Raw genomic sequence first — 16,023 nt, 5'->3', positions numbered from 1 at the left:
ATCGTTCGCCCGGGTCGGCCCGCGCCGACGTTCCGTTTCAGTCTTGCCGCCCGTACGGCGAGTCGGTTTGTCATCGGGAGCATGCAGATTGACGGCGGGAGCAGGAATGGGCGCGGGGCGATTGTGCCGTGCGCCTCCGGTGCCCACGATGGAGGCATCCAAAGAGAATTCTCGATCGGTCGAGATGCCCTGTGATGACGCAGGAACGGGGTTCCCGTCGTCATCGCTGCACGCGATGCGGAAGGAACCACCACCATGACCGAGATGATCGCGCTCTCGCGGGAGCGGGGCGGCGGAGCGGTGCGCCGCCGACGGCGACGCACGATGATGCGCTGGGGCGGCAAGCTCCTGCAAGGCATCATCACGCTGCTGCTGGTCTCGCTGCTCATCTTCTTCGCCACGCAGGCGATGCCGGGCGACGTCGCGAAGGTGATCCTCGGCGTGAACGCGACCCCCGAGCGGCTCGCGACGCTGCGCAAGGAGCTGGGACTCGACGCGCCGCTGCTGCAGCAGTACCTCACGTGGCTCGGCGGGATCCTTCGCGGCGACTGGGGCGTTTCGCTCACCAACGGTGCGCCCGTGGCCGACACGCTGTCGCTCCGGCTGCGCAATTCGCTGACGCTCGGCGCGCTCGCGCTCGTCATCATGCTGCCGATCTCGCTCGTGATCGGCGTCGTCGCCGCGCAGCGCAAGGACCGGGTCTTCGACAAGCTGTTCATGGGCGGATCGATGGTGGTCAACGCGGTGCCCGAGTTCGTGCTCGGCACCGTGCTCATCGCGTTGTTCGGCACGACCGTGTTCCGGATCTTCCCGCCGGTCTCGCTGATCCCTCCGGCCGATATGCCCTGGTGGCACCCCCTCGCGCTCGTGCTCCCCGTGACGACGCTCGTCATCGGCGGGGTCGCCTACCTCTCGCGCCTCGTGCGGGTCTCCTTCATCGACGTGATGAACAGCGAGTTCATCCAGACGGCCCAGCTCAAGGGGCTGAGCACGCGCCGGATCCTGTACCGGCATGCGCTGCCGAACGCGCTCGCGCCGATCGTCCCGGCGGCATCGCTCGTCGCGGCATTCCTCATCGGCGGCACCGTGGTGGTCGAATACCTCTTCTCGTATCCGGGCATCGGGCTCTCGCTCGTCGAGGCCGTCGGGAACCGGGACCTGCCGCTGATCCAGGCGGTCGTGCTGATCATCGCCTCCGCGTACTTCGTCTTCAACTTCATCGCCGACCTGCTCTCGGACGCGGGCACCGGCCGTCGCAAGGAATAGGTGGGATCCATGACTCAGCAGAACGACGTGCTGCCGGCACCCGCGCCGGCACCCGGATCTCGCCCGCGGTCCCGCGTGCTCGCGCGGTTCCTCGCTTCGAACCAGGTGCGCTGGGGCATCGGCCTCGTCGTGCTCACCACGCTGCTCGCCTGCTTCGGCGGCCTGCTCGCCCCGTTCTCGCCGACCGATCCCGTCACCACGCCGTACGCGCCGCCGGGCGGCGGCCTGCTGCTCGGCTCCGATCAGCTCGGCCGCGACGTGCTGTCGCGCGTCCTGGCCGGCGGCGTCTCGCTGGCGTGGATGGCCCCGCTGAGCGCCGTGCTCAGCGTCGCGATCGGCGCGGCGGTCGGGCTCACGGCCGCCTTCACCGGCGGCTGGACCGAGACGATCCTGATGCGGGCGATGGACGTCCTGCTCGCGTTCCCCGGGATCCTCATGGCGCTCATGTTCGTGTCCGTGTTCGGCCCGTCGCCGTGGCTGCTCGTCACGCTCGTCGTGCTCGCGCTGATCCCCGGCGTCGCCCGCGTGATCCGCGGTGCCGCGCGTCCCGTCTGCGAGCGCGAGTTCGTGCTCTGGGCCCGGTCGGTGGGGATCCCCGCCGGGCGCATGATCGTGCGCGAGGTGCTGCCGAACATCACCTCGCCGCTGCTCGTCGAGCTGGGCGTGCGCCTCATGTGGGCGGTCGGGATCCTCGCCTCGATCAGCTTCATCGGCTACGGCATCCAGCCGCCGACCCCCGACTGGGGGCTCATGGTCAGCGAGAACCGTACGGGCCTCGCCACGCAGCCGTGGGCCGTGCTCGCACCGATCGTCATGATCGTGCTGTTCACGGTCGGCGGCAACCTCATCGCCGAGGGCGGCGCACGCGTCATCGCCCGCACGGAAGGGAAGTAACCATGGCCGCAATCACGGTGACCGGACTCACGGTCGGACTGACGGGCAGCGACACCACGATCATCGAGGACGTCTCGCTCGAGCTCGGATCGAGCGAGGTCATGGGCATCGTCGGGGAATCGGGATCGGGCAAGAGCACGCTCGCGCTCGCACTGCTCGGCTACGCGCGCCCGGGCGGCGAGATCCGCGCGGGATCCGTCGACATCGAGGGCGCCGACCTGCTGCGGCTCGACGCAGCCGGCCTCCGCGCGGCACGGCGCGGGCTGGTCAGCTATGTCGCGCAGGATCCGGCGACCGCGCTCAACCCCTCGATGCGTCTGCGTACGCAGCTGCTCGAAGCGGTCGACGGTCCGCGGGAGCAGGCGATGTCCCGCATTCGCGAGGTGCTCGAGGCCGTCGGGCTGCCGTCGGACGACGCGTTCCTGAAGCGCCGCGCGAGCGAGCTGTCGGGCGGTCAGCAGCAGCGCATCGCGATCGCGATGGCGGTCGTCGCGCAGCCCCGACTGATCGTGCTCGACGAGCCGACCACGGGCCTCGACGTCTCGACTCAGATGAAGGTGCTCGAACTCGTCAAGCGGCTCTGCGCCGAGTACCGCATCGCCGCGATCTACGTGACGCACGACCTCGCGGTCGTCGCCGAGGTGGCCGACCGCGTGACCGTGATGTACGGCGGACAGGTGGTCGAGGCGGGCACGACCGCCTCGGTGCTGCGGGCGCCGGCGCACCCCTATACGCGGGCGCTGCTGCAGGCGCTGCCGTCGGCGCAGGACCGGCACATGCTCGTGCCGATCCCCGGGCGTGCGCCCAGCATCGGCGACCGGCCCACGGGCTGCGTCTTCGCCGCGCGCTGCGCGTTCGCGACCGACGCGTGCCGGTCGGCCGTGCCGCCGCTGGAGGCCGTCGGCGACGGCCTCGTGCGCTGCATCCGGCACGTCGAGATCGGTCAGCGCCTGCCGTCGACCGTCTCGGTGGCTCCCGTCGGAGACTTCGAGCATCGCCCCGACTCGGTGCTGCGGGTGTCGGGGCTCCGCGCCTCCTACGGGCACGTCGAGGTGCTGCACGGCATCGACCTCGACGTGCGCGCCGGGGAATGCGTCGCGATCGTCGGCGAGTCGGGATCGGGCAAGAGCACCCTGTCGCGCTGCCTCATCGGCCTGCACACCGAGTGGGAGGGGAGCTGCTGCTCGACGGCGAATCGCTCGCGCGTTCGGCGGCGAAGCGCAGCTCGGCCGCCCGGCGTCGGATGCAGTACATCTTCCAGAACCCCTACGGTTCGTTGAACCCGCGGCTCGACGTCGGCGCGAGCCTGGCCGCGCCGCTGCGGCATTTCGAACGCCCGAGCGGAGCCGAGGTGCGTCGGCGGGTAGCGGAGGCGCTGGAACGCGTGGAGATCCCCGCGCGCATGGCCGAGCTGTATCCGTCGGAGCTGTCGGGCGGTCAGCGGCAGCGCGTCGCCATCGCCCGGGCCCTGCTCGCCGATCCGAACGTGCTCATCTGCGACGAGGTGACCTCGGCGCTCGACGTCTCGGTGCAGGCCTCGGTGGTCGAGCTGCTGCGCGGGCTGCTGCAGGACGGGTTGAGCATGATCTTCGTCACCCACAACCTGGCCGTGGTGCGGTCGATCGCCGACTCGGTCGCGGTGCTGAACCGGGGCGAGATCGTGGAGCAGGGGCGCGTCGACCGCGTGCTCGACCACCCGAAGGATCTCTACACGCAGGGGCTGCTCGCCGACACGCTCGACCTGTCGGCGGCGTAGACATCGAAACACCACCGTCCGTCCGAAACACCCCGAAGCTTCGGAGCGTCTCGGACGGACGGTGGTGTTTCGCGAGCTGCGTTCCCCGCTCGATCAGCCTGCCGGTCTACGCGAGCCCGAGCAGTCCCCGCAGCTGGTCGTGGGGGAGTCCGTAGCGCACGGTGCCGCCCTTGCCGACCATGGTGTCGGAGGCGAGCATCGCGTTGACGATCGCCTCCTCGGTCGCTTCGATGGTCGCGTAGAAGAGCGGGTCGATGCGGTCGTTCGCCACCGCCGAGACGGTGTACTCGACCGGTGCGCCGGGGTCGAAGCCCGCCGGGATCCCGGAGTTGCCGGTCGAGAAGCAGAACGCGAGGTCGCCGCTGCCGTTCTCGCCCGCGCCGCCCACGCGCGCGATGCCGAGCGCCGAGCGCTGGGCGAGACGTGCGCACTGGTGCGGCAGCAGGGGCGCGTCGGTGGCGACGATCACGATGATGGACCCGCTGCCCTCGGGCAGCGCGCTGCCCGAGGCCGAGCTGCCGTCGGCGTCGCCCGGCAGCTCGATCGACGGACCGACCAGCTTCCCGTCGACGGTCAGTCGCTCGCGCCGGCCGTGGTTCGCCTGCACGAGCACGCCGACGGTGTAGCCGCCGTCGGCCGCCGCGACGACGCGCGACGCGGTGCCGATCCCGCCCTTGAAGCCGTGCGCGATCATGCCGGTGCCGCCACCGACGCTGCCCTCGGGCACGTGGCCGTCGTGCGCCGAGGCGATGGCGGCGTGCACGTGCTCGGGGCGCACGTGGAAGCCGTTCAGGTCGTTGAGCGCGCCGTCCCAGGTCTCGCCGACGACGGGCAGCGACCAGTAGTCCTCGCCCGCGGGGCGGGTGGTCCCCTCGTGCGCGACGAGGGCGTCGCGCACGACGCCGACGCTGTGCGTGTTTGTGAGCCCGATGTAGCTCGTCAGCGTGCCCGATTCGCGGACCCACTCGAGCCCGGTCATCTCGCCGTTGCCGTTGAGCCGGTGCGGTGCGGCATAGAGCGGCTGCGCCCAGGGGGCGTCGTTGGGGATGATGACGGTGACGCCCGTGCGCACGGGGCCCTGGCCGGGCACGTGCTCGCCCTCGCCCGAGATGAGGGTCGTGTGGCCGACCCGGACACCCGCGACGTCGGTGATCGCGTTGCGCGGGCCGTGGGGCAGCGCGCCCATGGTGAGCCCCAGGTCGCGGGCTTTGCGCCCGGAGGGCGTGCCCGCGAAGTCTGCAGGAGCGGGGGCCGAGACCGGCGCGGCGCTCATGCGGGATCCTCCGCGTCGCCCACCCCGGCGGCGAGCGCGACGAGGCGCGTGTCGGTGATCTGTTCGAAGCCGACGATGCGGTCGCCGTCGAGGCGCCAGATGTGCGCGGCGCGCGCGTCGAGCGGTCGGCCGGTGCGGCGGTGGGTGCCGACGTACCGGCCGACCGCGATCACGGTGCCGGTCTCGCCGACCAGCTCGTCGACGCGCATGCCGAAGCCGTCCCATTCGGCGTTCAGCACGGCGAGCACGCGGTCCCGGATCTCGTCGGGCCCCGTGTAGGTGCCGGCGAGCGGGAAGCCGGCGGCCTCGGTCCAGCTGATGTCGGGGGCGAAGTCGGCGAGCATGCCGGCGAGGTCGCCGCGTGCTCCTGCCGCGTAGTGCGCGGCGACGATGTCTCGATGGGTCACTGCCGCATCCTTTCGAACGGAGGTGTGTTCCGAGTCTGGGGCAGCCAGGGCCCGGGCTCAAGGATCTCGGGGTTCCGTGCCGAGGCGCGCAACAGTTCTACCGGCAGAGTCAATCGGCCGGCGGGGGTCGGGGCTAGCCTCGACTTCGACACGGGATCGAGCGGGAGGGGCACGCGCATGACGAGCATCAGCGGGATCGGGGCGGCGGAGGCGGCGCAGGCGATCGAGGCGATGAACCGGCGCGACCGCGCGCTCGATCCGCAGCTGCCCGAACGCGATTTCGGCGCGGCGGGCGAGCTGCTCGCGGCGGAGCACGACGGAGCGATCCGCGCCCTCGGGCGGTCGACGGTCGAGATCCTCTCGCTCGACGACGCGGGCGCGATCTGGGGCGCGGCACGCAGGTCGCAGCTGGAGCTGCGCTGGGACGGCGATGCGGCGGCCGTCGATCGGCTGCTGGCCGCCTGGATCGCCGAGGCGGGGCCGGCGCTCGCGGGCGTCGAGCCCTGGGATTCGTCGCTGTCGCTGCGTGTGCCGAGCCGCGACTCGGAGCTGGCACGGCCGCTGCTGTCGCACGGCTTCGCGGTGGTGGGGGTCGAGGGGATCCGCATCGGAGCGCGCGGGGCCGATGCGGACGCGGCGCTCGGGAGACTCCACGCTGCGGGGGTGTCGGTGCGTCCGGCGGGCGAGGCCGACCTCGATCTCCTTGCGGAGCTCGATACGGAACTGCTGACGCACGACGCGCAGCACGGCGGTGTGTCCCCGCGGCCCGGCGCGACCGCGATCCTGCGCGACGGGATCGCGGAGCGCCTGGGCGCCGACTCGGAGTGGACGTGGATCCTGGAGCAGGACGGCGCGGCCGCGGGTTACCTGAGTATCGAGACCGGCAAGGAACGGCACCGGGAGCGGCTGGCGCCGGGCGGCAGCATCGCGTTCATCCAAGCGATGTACCTGCGGCCGGACGTGCGCGGCGGCGGGCTGGGCGAGGCCGTGGTTGAGTTCGGGCACGGGTGTCTCGAGGCGGCCGGGTTCGACCGGATCCTGCTCGACTACGCGGCCCTCAACCCGCGCTCCGGCCCGTTCTGGTGCCGCATGGGGTACCGGCCGCTGTGGAACACCTGGCAGCGCCGGCCCGCCGTGCTCGCGGGACTCTGATCTCCGGGCGCGCTCGCGGGCCGGGGCGCGGTCCTCTCCACTTCGTGCAGGAGTCTTGACCCGGCGGGCAGAGGCGCGCGCGGGGCGTTGCCGGTGGCGCGGGCGGTTCCGTAGCGTCGAAGCAGGGCATCGGCGTGGATGCCCGTGAAGGGAGCCATCATGGCGAATCAGTACGAGCACCTCTTCGTGCGCGACATGCCGATCATCGTCGGCGAGATGGAGAACGAGGGCGAGGCGGCGGGCCTCGAACAGCCGAAGAACCTGGGTGACGGCTTCTGGCTGATGCACAGCAAGCTGGTGCCCGAGAGCCAGATCAACATGACGCACATCTGGGTGCACGAGGTGTCGGAGCCGGTGCACTGGGTGAACCCGCACACCCACGACTACGACGAGATCCTCATCTGGACGGGGTCGAACCCCGACGATCCGCGCGATCTGGGCGCCGAACTCACGATGGAGATCGACGGCGAGACGCACACCATCACCACGTCGGGTTCGGTCTACATTCCGGCCGGAACCGTGCACTGCCCGCTCGACTTCGTGCGGGTCGACCGCCCGTTCCGCTTCAGCGCGCTGTCGCTCGCGCCGAAGTACACGAGCAACACGGGCGCCGCGCAGGCCGTGGCGGTCTGACCTCGGGCTCCGACCGCGGGCGTCCGCCCGCACGGACCCGGAGCGCGCCGGACCCGCTCCGCGGAGTCGGCGCGCTCCGGCGTTCGCGGGACGCCCGGCTCGCGGCGTCGCCCCGCGTTGCGCCCTCGATAGGGTGGACGAATGACGGGGACCCACTGCGCCCAGGCCGAGAAGCGCCCGTGCCCGGGCACGACGCCGACCGCGGAGGTGCCGGCGTGAAGCTCGCGCTCTACATCTTCTGGCTGATCTTCGCCGTGGTCGCGATCCTCAGCGTCCTGCAGGTGCGTCGCACCCTGCGTCGGCGCGCCGGCGCCATCTCCGGCTGGCCGCGGGTGCGCGCGACCGTCATTGACAACGCGCCGGGATGGTCGAGCACCATCGGCGGCGACACGCACAGCACCCGGCTCTTCTACCCGGTGTACCGCTTCACCGGCCCCGACGAAGCGCCCCACGAGGGGCGCTCGGAGGTGGGCACCACGGCACCCGCGGCGATCGGCTCCGAGCTCGACGTCGCCTACAACCCCCTGAACCCGGACCAGTCGTTCCACCAGACGGCGCTCGTGCGGGGCACCGCGGTCGCCGCGAGCGCGATCATCGGCGGCATCCTCGTCCTCGCACTCGTCGTCATCGCCTGGCTCCCGCTCCCGTTCGGATTCGAACCGGCATCGGGTCGGCACGTCGACCTCATCTCGATGGTCTTCATCGTGCTGCCCGGCATGTTCCTCGCCGTCGGCCTGCTGCTGGTGCTGATCGGACTGCTGATCTGCGTGTTCCGCTGGTTCCGCGTGCGGAACTGGGTGCGGACGGCCGGCATCGTGACCGGCCGGGGCGCGCCGGCGAGCCAACTGGACGGCACCCCCGGCGGCCGGTTCTTCCCCGAGTACCACTACCTCGACGCCGCGGGCGGCGCCTACACCGGACGCGCCGACGTGCCGACGCGTGAGGAACCGATCATCGGGCAGCGGATCGAGATCGCCTACGATCCCGCCGACCCGCGGCGCTCCGCGATCCCGGTCTTCTTCACCGCCCGCGGCCTCCTTGGAGTCGCGCTCATCGTGTCGTTCTTCGGCGCCGCGGGCGTGACGATGTTCACGTTCGTGCTGTTCGGATAGGTCCGCGCTCCCGCGAGAGCGCAGCTGCGGGCCGTTCAGCGCGTCGTGAACACCTTGCTCGCGATGCGCCAGACCCCGTCGACCCGAACCAGTCCGAACTGGTTGCGGAAGTCCGATCCGAGGTACGCCGTCTCATCGAGGATCGCGGACGCGATGTCGCCCGTCACCTCGATGCCATGGATCTCTGCGCGGTATGCGGGATCCGCCGGGGGAGCGGTCGCGACGACCTGCTCGGCGAAGTCGACCGCCGTCATCACCGTGAACTTGTCGCCGAGATAGCCCCACATCCGGCCGTCCTCGGTGAAGGCCCGCTTCACGAGCTCGGCGTCGTTCGCGCTCACGCCCGCGACGTAGCGCTCGACTGCGGCTCTGACCTGATCTTCCATTGCAACCCCCTCGGGACTCGGAACGGCGCGCGGCCGCTCGGTGTGCGGTCTACGCCTCGCCGATCCGCTCGAGCAGGCCGGCGTTCTCGTCGGAGTCGTACAGCGGGCTCAGCGAGAGCGCGCTGAAGGTGAACGGGCGCGTGACCTTGGTGAAGCCCAGCGGGCAGTGGCGCGTGCCCGCCGGGATGTAGACGGAACCCGAGGTGGTCACGGTGTGGCGCTCGCCCTCGATGTCGAAGTACAGCTCCGCGCCGAGGTCCTTCGGATGCTCGGGGTCGGTGCCCGTCCAGATGAGGATCTCGTCGTAGTCGTGCTCGTGCTCGTTCACCCAGTGCTGCGGCTCGTCGGTCTCGAAGATCCAGCAGTGGCTCATGTGGATCTTGCTCTGCGGCACCTCGTTCGATCGCATCAGCCCGAGCGCCTCGCCGACGTTCGTGGGGGTGGGCAGGCCGGCGGCGTCGCCCTCGTTCGTGAAATCGGCCGCGATGTTCGGCATGTTCGTGACGAACAGGTCGTCGTGGATGTTCGACATGGTTCCTCCGGAATGGGTCTCGTGTGCCGGTGCGCCGGCGGACCTGTCCCGGGTGCTCCGGCGCCCCGTGCGTTCCACGCTACGGGGCGGGGATCCCGGGGGCGATGGACCCGAGACGGTCGGACTGGGACTTTTCTCCGCAGCTCAGCGCTGGGCGCGCACCTCTCGCGGCGTCGAGCCGAAGTGCGCACGGAAGACCCGGCTGAAGTGGGCTGCGTCGATGAACCCCCAGCGGGCGGCGATCGCCGAGACGGGGCGATCGGTCAGCGCCGGGTTCGTCAGATCGCGGCGGCAGTGCTCCAGCCGCTGGGAGCGGATGTACGCCGACACCGTGGTGCCCTGGCTGCGGAACAGGCCGTGCAGGTGCCGGGTCGAGATGTGGTGCGCGAGCGCGATCTGGCCGGGGTTCAGCTCGGGGAGCCCAGGTGGTCGTCGATGTACTCGCGGATCTTGCGGAGCAGCACCTGGTGCGGATCCTGCTCGAGCCGTTCGGAACCGAGCGCCATCGTGAGCAGCGTCTCGAGCAGCCCCACCGAGGTGCGGGCGATGCTGATGTTCGCCTCGCGGAACGAGTGCTGCAGCGCTTGCGGGACGTGGAGCAGGAACTGCGACGCGAGCGCGCCAGTGCGCGATCCGTCCGGAAGCCGGGTGGCCGTGAGCTCCCCGACGAGCTCCTGCGGCAGGTTCAGCATGTCCTTGGGGACGCAGATCACGAAGTTCTTCGACTCGTCGTCGAACGTCAGCGAGAACGGCCGGGCCGTGTCGTAGATGGTGATGTCGCCCTCGCGGAGCACGAGCTCGCGCCCGTCCTGCACCAGGATCCCGGAGCCTCCGAGCATGATCCCGACCATGTAGCGGTCCCCGCCCTGCGAGATGAGCTTCGGTGTGCGTTCGACCTCGTGCGCGGTCGCGAACAGTTCGGTGAAGGCGAGGCGGTCGACTTCGGAGGTGCGCATGCGTCCGCGGAAGGAGCCGCGTTTGCGGCTGCGGATCGCGAGTGGCACGAACGCGGAGGAGGAGGCCTCGCTGAACGAGCTGAAGTCGAGCAGCGGCATGCTCTGCGAGGCGTCCAGTGAGCTCGGAACAGGAGGAGTCATCGTCATCGGTTTCTCTTCGTGCGGGGGCGCCAGATGCGGAGGGGGCGGCGCCCTGCCCCCAATCGTAGGTGCAATGCCGCGGGCTCCGGCGCCCGCCGTATTGCGTTCGGATAACGCGAGGGGCCCGTCCGGCGGCGATGCGCCGGGCGGAGCCCCTCGCGAGGATCAGCCGCTGACGACCTGCGGCTCGGCGACGGCCTTGAGACCCTCGACGCCGAACTCGCGCCCGTAGCCGGACTGCTTCGCTCCGCCGAACGGGATCTGCGGGTGCAGTCCGCCGTGCGAGTTGATCCACACGGTGCCGGCCTGCAGTCGGGCCGCGATCCGCTTCGCCTCGTCGCGGTCGCTCGACCACACCGAGGCGCCGAGGCCGACCTCGAGCTCGTTGGCGAGGCGCACGGCCTCGTCGAGCTCGGAGTAGCGGATGATGGGCAGCGCCGGCCCGAACTGCTCCTCCAGCACGAGGTCGTTGTGCGGGTCGATGTCGGCGACGAGGGTGGTCGGGTAGAAGTACCCGACGGCGTCGCGATCGGGTTCGCCGCCGAGCACGACGCGGGCGCCCGAGGCCTTCGCGGACTCGACCAGGCGGTCCACGACGTCGAACTGGGCGCGGTTCTGCAGCGGGCCGAGCACGTTCTGCTCATCGATGCCGACGCCCATGGGCACTGCCGCGGCGACCTTCGCCAGCTCCTCCACGACGGCGTCGTAGACCGTGTCGTGGACGTAGAGGCGCTTGAGCGCCGCGCAGGTCTGGCCGGTGTTGATGAACGCGCCCCAGAACAGGTCTTCGGCGATGGCCTTCGGATCCACGTCGGGGAGCACGATGCCGGCGTCGTTGCCGCCGAGCTCGAGGGTGAGCCGGGTGACGTTGCCGGCCGAGGCCTCGATGATGCGCTTGCCCACCGGCGTCGAGCCGGTGAACATGATCTTGCCGATCTTCGGGCTGCGGGTCAGCGCGTCGCCGACCGTGCTGCCGGGGCCGGGAACGACGTTCAGCACGCCGGCCGGCAGCACCTGGTTCATGACGGCCACGAGCGCGAGCACCGAGAGCGTGGTCGTCTCGGCCGGCTTGATGACCACGGTGTTGCCCATGCGCAGCGACGGAGCGATCTGCCAGATCGAGATCATCATGGGCCAGTTCCACGGCGAGATTGCGCCGACGACGCCGATCGGGCGGTAGTGCAGTTCGGCGTAGTTCTCGCCGTCGTCGACGATCACCTCGACGGGGAGCGGGGTGTCCGCGGCGGAGCGGGTCCAGACGGCGCAGGCGCCGACCTCGAAGCGGGCGTTGGGGCCGTTGAGCGGCTTGCCCTGCTCGCGCGAGAGCAGCTCGGCGAGCGGTTCGGCCGCGGCCTCGATGGCGTCTGCCGCGCGGTTCAGGTAGGCGCTCCGCTCGGCGTCGCTGAGCGCCGCCCACGCCGGCTGCGCCGCCTCTGCCGTGTCGATGGCCGCTTCGAGCGCGGCGACGTCCTGCACGGGCGCATCGCCGATGCGCTCGCCGGTCGCCGGGTCGAGCACCTCGCGGGTCTCGCTGCCCTGAGCCGTGACCGCTGCGAGCAGGCTGCTGTAGGTCTCCATTGATCCTCCGCTTCGGGATGATTGTCCAGTCTCGTTCAGCGTATGCGTCGGGGCCGTCGCGGATGTTGTCCGAGACCGCGACGAGATTGTCTGTACGGGAACGGCTGCCGGTTCCCGAAGACCCGGCGCTGCTACCCTCGGGCCTCATGAGCGGAGCAGCGGCGGTCGGTCCCGAAGCGGTCAGCTACGACGGGCTGCCGGCGGCCTCGGGCGGTGCGCACGGGATGCGCATCCTGCGCGTCGAGCGAGCGATGGCGTCGGTCGACGGCTTCGTCGGCGCCTGCCTCGAACCCGCGGAGGCCCCAAGATGGACCTTCCAGGTCCTCGGACGCCCGACCGCCTCGGGCGAAGCGTATGAGCAGGCGCTGCGCGAGGCGCTCGGCGGGCCCGCGCGGAGCCAGCCTGCGCAGCGCGTCTGGCGGGTGCCCGCCGAGCGCGTCGCCGACGCGGCGGTGCTGCTCGACCCGAAGTCGCCGGCCGGTCTGCGGGTCTCGCTCGTGCAGACCCTGCACGGTCGGCTCACGAGCCCCGCGACGGGTCGCCCGGAGCCCGATCTGTACCCGGCCCGGTTCGGCGAGGATCCGATCGATGGATACGGTCGGCGGCTCGGCGTTTCAGGAGTGCGCGCGTCGTTCGGCGCCACGGGGTCGAAGCTCTCGCTCTGGCTCACCCTGCCGGCCGACGAGCGGTTGGTGCCCGCGGCGAGGCATCTGCAGGAGCACCTGCCGTTCCGGCTCTCGGCGAAGCAGTGGCGCCGATGGGTGCCGCTGCGATCGGGCGCGGGGTACCGCTCGACCCGGATCTCCGACCCGCTGGCCTGAGCCGGGTTCGGCCGTGTTCCGCGGCGGTCTGGCTCAGGGCGCGGCGAGGCCGTCCAGCAAGCGCGAGTAGGCCGCGAACACCCGCTCGGGATCGGAGACGCCCGCGGCGACGCCGATGGCGGCTTCGCGCATCGACCCGACGAGCAGCACGGCGACCGCACCCGCGTCGACGGCCGGGTCGACCTCGCCCGCGGACTGCGCCTGCTCGAGGGCCTCGCGGATCATCGCGGCGCTCGCCGCGGACCCGATGCCGCGCTCGGCTCCGTCCGTGATGAGCGCCGGGCCCGAGACGTTGTAGAAGCGGCCGAGTCGGGGGTCGCCTGCGAGGTCGAACATCGCCCGGGCGTGCGCTGCGAGGCGCCCGCGCCAGTCGGCGGCCTGCGAGACCGCCTCCTTCGTGCGGGCGACGAGGTCGGTGCCGAGGCGCGCGTAGGCGGCGCGCAGCAGTTCGTCGCGGCCGCCCGAGAAGTGGGCGTAGATCGTGCCGCGTGAGATCCCGGACTCCTGCGATACCCGATCGATCGTGAGCGCGTCGACGCCATCGTCGGCGATGACCGCGAGCACGGCGTCGACGAGTTCGACGCGGGTTCGCTGCTGTCGTCGCTCGCGCAGGGTGAAGGGCGCGGAGCGCGTCGGGGCCTCGGTCGTCATGCCCGCAGTCTACGGCCGGAACGCCCTATTGTGAACTCATCATCTAGTTTCTATACTCATCGTATAGTTTTCACGTCCGGCGCCGTCGCCGGGCTCGGAGGAGGGAATCACATGGTCGTCGTCGACCCCGCAGCAGCGGCCGAACTCGCCCGCGAGGCGCTCCCGAGCTACGGCTTCGCCCCCGACGCCGAGCTGCGTCTGCTCAAGCATCGCGAGAACGTCGTGTTCGCGACGACGCACGGTGATCGCGACTACGTCGTGCGCGTGCACCGCAGCGGCTACCGCAGCGATGCCGAGCTCGACTGCGAGCTCGACTTCGTCGACGCGCTCCGCAGCGAGGGCGTCGCGGTGCCGACCTTCCTCCGCACCGACGACGGGCGGGCATTCTGCATCGTCGGCGCCGAGCACCCGGCCGGCGTGCACCAGGTCGATGTGCAGGATCTGCTCGTGAACACCGGCAACTTCGGCGACGAGCGCACGGCCGTCGACGGCACCGCCGACCTGCCCGCCGCCGACTTCTTCGCGCTCGGACGCCTCGCAGCCGAGCTGCACGCCGCCACCGAGCGCTCGGGCTACCAGCCGTCGGTGCCCCGTGGCGACTGGGACCTCGACGGGCTCGTCGGGGCCGAGCCGGCCTGGGGCGATCCGCTGCGCATGGCCGAGCTCGTCGGGGAGGACCGCGCAGCCGTCGAGACCGCGATCGCCCGGATCCGCGCCGATCTCGAGCGCTACGGCCGCCCGGAGGATCGGTTCGGCCCGATCCACGCCGATCTCACTCCCGAGAACGTGCTGCGCACGCCCGGGGGGCTCGTGCTCATCGACTTCGACGACTTCGCGGCGGGCTGGCACCTGTTCGACCTCGCCACCGCGATCTACTTCTTCACCCCGCACCCGCGGGGCGCCGAGTACCGCGAGGCGCTGTTCGCCGGATACGAGTCGGTGCGTCCGCTCCGGGCCGCCGACCACGAGGTGTTCCCGGCGATCCTGTTGGCGCGCGGCCTCACCTACCTGGGCTGGGCCGCGGACCGCCGCGGCGAGTCCACCGCCGAGTGGCATGCGACCACCGTGCTCCCGCACGTGGTCCGCCTGTCCCGCGACCTCGTCGCCTGACCGCCGACCGCCCGACTCCGCCCAGCATCCTCGACCCTGGAGACCCAGCGCATGACCAGCAACGCCGACCTCATCGCCCGCCGCAATCGCACGATCGGCCCCTACTCGCCCCTGTTCTACGCCGAGCCGCTGCAGTTCGTCTCGGCGAAGGGCGTGTGGTTCACCGAGGCGAACGGCGATCGCTACCTCGACGGCTACAACAACGTGCCGCACGTGGGTCACGCGAACGACCGCGTGGTGCGCGCCCTGAGCGAGCAGGCCGCGACGCTCAACGTGCACACCCGCTATCTCAACGAGCGCGTCGTCGACTACTCGGAGCGCCTGCTCTCGACGTTCCGGCCCGGGCTCGATCGGGTGTTCTACGGCAACTCCGGTTCGGAGGCCAACGAGCTCGCCCTGCGGATCGCCAGGCAGCTGACCGGGAACACCGGCGTCATCGTGTCGGACTACAGCTACCACGGCACCACGATCACGCTCGCCCAGATGACCACGGGCCTCACGACCCGCGAGCCGCTCGGCGCGCACGTGCGCACGCTGCGGATCCCCGATCTCGACTCCGACCCGCGCCCCGAGGCCGAGGTGCTCGCCGAGACCCTCGCGTCGCTCGACGCCTCGATCGCGTCGCTGCAGGAAGCCGGGTTCGGCGTGTCCGCATCGCTCTTCGACCCGCTGTTCTCGACCGAGGGCATGCCGCGGGTGCCCGCTGGCCTCGTCGCCGGCATCGTCGACCGGGTGCGCGCCGCCGGCGGAATGGTGATCGCCGACGAGGTGCAGAGCGGCTTCGGTCGCACGGGCTCGCACATGTGGGGTCACGACTACGCGGGCATGGATCCCGATCTCGTGACGATGGGCAAGCCCATGGGCAACGGGCATCCGATGTCGGCCGTGGTCACGAGCGAGGACGTGCTCGACCGATTCGGCTCGCGCAACGAGTTCTTCAACACCTTCGCGGGCAACCCGGTCTCGGCGGCGGTCGGCGAGGCCGTGCTGCTCGAAATGGAGGCCGAGGGGCTCATGCCGCGCGCGCAGGAGCTCGGCGGTCAGGCGCTCGCACGGTTCCGTGAGCTGGCATCGCAGCACGGCGACTTCGTGCGCGCGGCGAAGGGGACGGGCCTGTTCCTCGGCCTCGACTTCGCGGTCGACGGCGTCCCGGCCCCGCACCTGGCGAAGCGGGTCGTCGAGGCGATGAAGGCGCGCAAGGTGCTCATCTCGCGCATCGGCCGGGACGAGAGCGTGCTCAAGGTGCGCCCGCCGCTCGCGTTCGGCGCGGCGGAACTGCCGATCCTGCTCGACGCCCTCGAAGCGTCGCTCGCCGAGGTCCGGGTCTGACCCGGGCCCCGGCACTCAGAGAAACC

16 protein-coding genes and 1 pseudogene are annotated in these 16,023 nt (G+C 71.2%); 9 read left to right on the top strand and 8 right to left on the bottom strand.

The annotated features are described in order from the left end of the window. The first annotated feature begins 255 nt into the window (after positions 1 to 255). The 3 genes and pseudogenes from AB3K78_RS09985 (at position 256) to AB3K78_RS09975 (ending at position 3,916) form a co-directional block, all read left to right on the top strand. The gene (locus tag AB3K78_RS09985; protein WP_416442857.1) at positions 256 to 1,266 is read left to right on the top strand and encodes an ABC transporter permease; all 1,011 of its coding nucleotides are present in this window, start codon (positions 256 to 258) and stop codon (positions 1,264 to 1,266) included. A 9-nt stretch (positions 1,267 to 1,275) separates the two neighbouring features. Then, a complete protein-coding gene (locus tag AB3K78_RS09980) occupies positions 1,276 to 2,160 on the top strand; it encodes an ABC transporter permease (protein WP_416442855.1) in 885 nt (294 codons plus the stop codon). A 2-nt stretch (positions 2,161 to 2,162) separates the two neighbouring features. Next, positions 2,163 to 3,916: pseudogene (locus AB3K78_RS09975) on the top strand (ABC transporter ATP-binding protein). Between the two features lie 106 nt (positions 3,917 to 4,022). On the opposite strand, the gene AB3K78_RS09970 reads toward AB3K78_RS09975, so the two are convergent. Both AB3K78_RS09970 and AB3K78_RS09965 read right to left on the bottom strand, forming a co-directional pair. Then, positions 4,023 to 5,189, bottom strand: a complete 1,167-nt coding sequence (locus AB3K78_RS09970) for a P1 family peptidase (RefSeq protein ID WP_416442853.1) — start codon at positions 5,187 to 5,189, stop codon at positions 4,023 to 4,025. Beyond that, a complete protein-coding gene (locus AB3K78_RS09965; protein ID WP_416442851.1) occupies positions 5,186 to 5,596 on the bottom strand; it encodes a nuclear transport factor 2 family protein in 411 nt (136 codons plus the stop codon). Before AB3K78_RS09965 ends, AB3K78_RS09970 begins: the two co-directional genes overlap by 4 nt. A 177-nt stretch (positions 5,597 to 5,773) precedes the next feature. Between AB3K78_RS09965 and AB3K78_RS09960 the strand changes: the two genes are divergently transcribed. The 3 genes from AB3K78_RS09960 (at position 5,774) to AB3K78_RS09950 (ending at position 8,493) form a co-directional block, all read left to right on the top strand. Then, positions 5,774 to 6,748, top strand: coding sequence for a GNAT family N-acetyltransferase (locus AB3K78_RS09960; protein ID WP_416442849.1), 975 nt, complete (start codon positions 5,774 to 5,776; stop codon positions 6,746 to 6,748). Between the two features lie 159 nt (positions 6,749 to 6,907). Then, complete coding sequence (locus AB3K78_RS09955) at positions 6,908 to 7,381, top strand: hypothetical protein (protein ID WP_416442847.1); 474 nt, start codon at positions 6,908 to 6,910, stop codon at positions 7,379 to 7,381. Between the two features lie 179 nt (positions 7,382 to 7,560). Then, entirely contained in the window at positions 7,561 to 8,493 is a 933-nt protein-coding gene (locus AB3K78_RS09950) for a DUF3592 domain-containing protein (protein WP_416442845.1), read from the top strand. A gap of 35 nt (positions 8,494 to 8,528) precedes the next feature. Here AB3K78_RS09950 and AB3K78_RS09945 read toward each other — a convergent pair whose 3' ends face one another. From AB3K78_RS09945 to AB3K78_RS09925, 5 genes are all read right to left on the bottom strand, one after another. Further along, the gene (locus AB3K78_RS09945; protein WP_416442843.1) at positions 8,529 to 8,879 is read right to left on the bottom strand and encodes a nuclear transport factor 2 family protein; all 351 of its coding nucleotides are present in this window, start codon (positions 8,877 to 8,879) and stop codon (positions 8,529 to 8,531) included. A gap of 49 nt (positions 8,880 to 8,928) precedes the next feature. Then, positions 8,929 to 9,411 (bottom strand): hypothetical protein, encoded by a 483-nt coding sequence (locus AB3K78_RS09940; protein ID WP_416442841.1) that lies wholly within the window; start codon positions 9,409 to 9,411, stop codon positions 8,929 to 8,931. Between the two features lie 144 nt (positions 9,412 to 9,555). Further along, entirely contained in the window at positions 9,556 to 9,741 is a 186-nt protein-coding gene (locus AB3K78_RS09935) for a helix-turn-helix domain-containing protein (protein ID WP_416442839.1), read from the bottom strand. A 77-nt stretch (positions 9,742 to 9,818) separates the two neighbouring features. Beyond that, positions 9,819 to 10,514, bottom strand: coding sequence for a cupin domain-containing protein (locus AB3K78_RS09930; RefSeq protein ID WP_416442837.1), 696 nt, complete (start codon positions 10,512 to 10,514; stop codon positions 9,819 to 9,821). 159 nt (positions 10,515 to 10,673) lie between these two features. Further along, positions 10,674 to 12,086 (bottom strand): aldehyde dehydrogenase family protein, encoded by a 1,413-nt coding sequence (locus AB3K78_RS09925; protein WP_416442835.1) that lies wholly within the window; start codon positions 12,084 to 12,086, stop codon positions 10,674 to 10,676. Between the two features lie 146 nt (positions 12,087 to 12,232). Here AB3K78_RS09925 and AB3K78_RS09920 point away from each other — a divergent pair, with 146 nt between their 5' ends. Then, a complete protein-coding gene (locus AB3K78_RS09920; RefSeq protein WP_416442833.1) occupies positions 12,233 to 12,907 on the top strand; it encodes a hypothetical protein in 675 nt (224 codons plus the stop codon). Between the two features lie 33 nt (positions 12,908 to 12,940). Here the strand turns inward: AB3K78_RS09920 and AB3K78_RS09915 are convergent, their stop codons facing one another. Then, positions 12,941 to 13,558 (bottom strand): TetR/AcrR family transcriptional regulator, encoded by a 618-nt coding sequence (locus tag AB3K78_RS09915; RefSeq protein ID WP_416442831.1) that lies wholly within the window; start codon positions 13,556 to 13,558, stop codon positions 12,941 to 12,943. A 111-nt stretch (positions 13,559 to 13,669) separates the two neighbouring features. Here AB3K78_RS09915 and AB3K78_RS09910 point away from each other — a divergent pair, with 111 nt between their 5' ends. Next, complete coding sequence (locus AB3K78_RS09910) at positions 13,670 to 14,668, top strand: phosphotransferase enzyme family protein (protein ID WP_416442829.1); 999 nt, start codon at positions 13,670 to 13,672, stop codon at positions 14,666 to 14,668. A 51-nt stretch (positions 14,669 to 14,719) separates the two neighbouring features. Next, complete coding sequence (locus AB3K78_RS09905) at positions 14,720 to 15,997, top strand: aspartate aminotransferase family protein (RefSeq protein ID WP_416442827.1); 1,278 nt, start codon at positions 14,720 to 14,722, stop codon at positions 15,995 to 15,997. Positions 15,998 to 16,023 lie beyond the last annotated feature (26 nt).

Source organism: Leucobacter sp. HNU (assembly GCF_047946755.1).
GTDB lineage: Bacteria > Actinomycetota > Actinomycetes > Actinomycetales > Microbacteriaceae > Leucobacter.
Note: the sequence above shows the minus strand (reverse complement) of the source record. Positions and strands in the feature narration are given on the sequence as shown.